The 517-nt window shown below is 70.0% G+C and carries 1 protein-coding gene; it reads left to right on the top strand.

The window, feature by feature from the left end; all coding sequences use genetic code 11:
* Nucleotides 1-517, top strand: a 517-nt coding sequence (gene tssK, locus EOA28_RS38010; protein ID WP_189342431.1) for a type VI secretion system baseplate subunit TssK, incomplete at both ends; no start/stop codon positions are given.

A 517-nucleotide genomic window follows, 5' to 3' on the forward strand; every position in this document is an offset into this window, starting at 1 on the left:
CCGCTGGAACCGCCCGGCGGCGTCGGCTTCGATCCGGCGCATGCTCAATCGACGGGCGCGCGCTACCACGGCAAGATCGTCCCGGTGCGCGACGCCGTGCAGGGCGGCGCCGATCCGGAAGAAATCGAGATCGCCCGGCCGCAAGCGGTGCTGCTGGCGCCCGGCAAATCGGTCGGCGGCTATACCGCCTTGCCGATCGCCGATATCACGGGCGTGCGCGCCGATGGCGGCGTCTCGCTCGACCAGTCCTTCCTGCCGCCGACGCTGATCACCGGCGCCGTGCACTGGTACCGGCAATTGCTGCAGGAGGTCGTCACCGGCCTCGACCAGATCGCCGAGGCGCATGGCAAGATGGTGATGGGCGGGGCCGGCCGCAGCGTCGAGGACCTTTTGATGCTGCACCTCGCCAATGCCGCGCGGCCGCGGCTGGCGCATATGCTGGCGCAGGACGTCTTCCATCCGGCCGAGCTCTATCTCGAACTTGCCGGCCTCGCCGGCGAGATGGCCACCTACGGCT

This window comes from Mesorhizobium sp. M2A.F.Ca.ET.067.02.1.1, assembly GCF_004023285.1.
GTDB lineage: Bacteria > Pseudomonadota > Alphaproteobacteria > Rhizobiales > Rhizobiaceae > Mesorhizobium.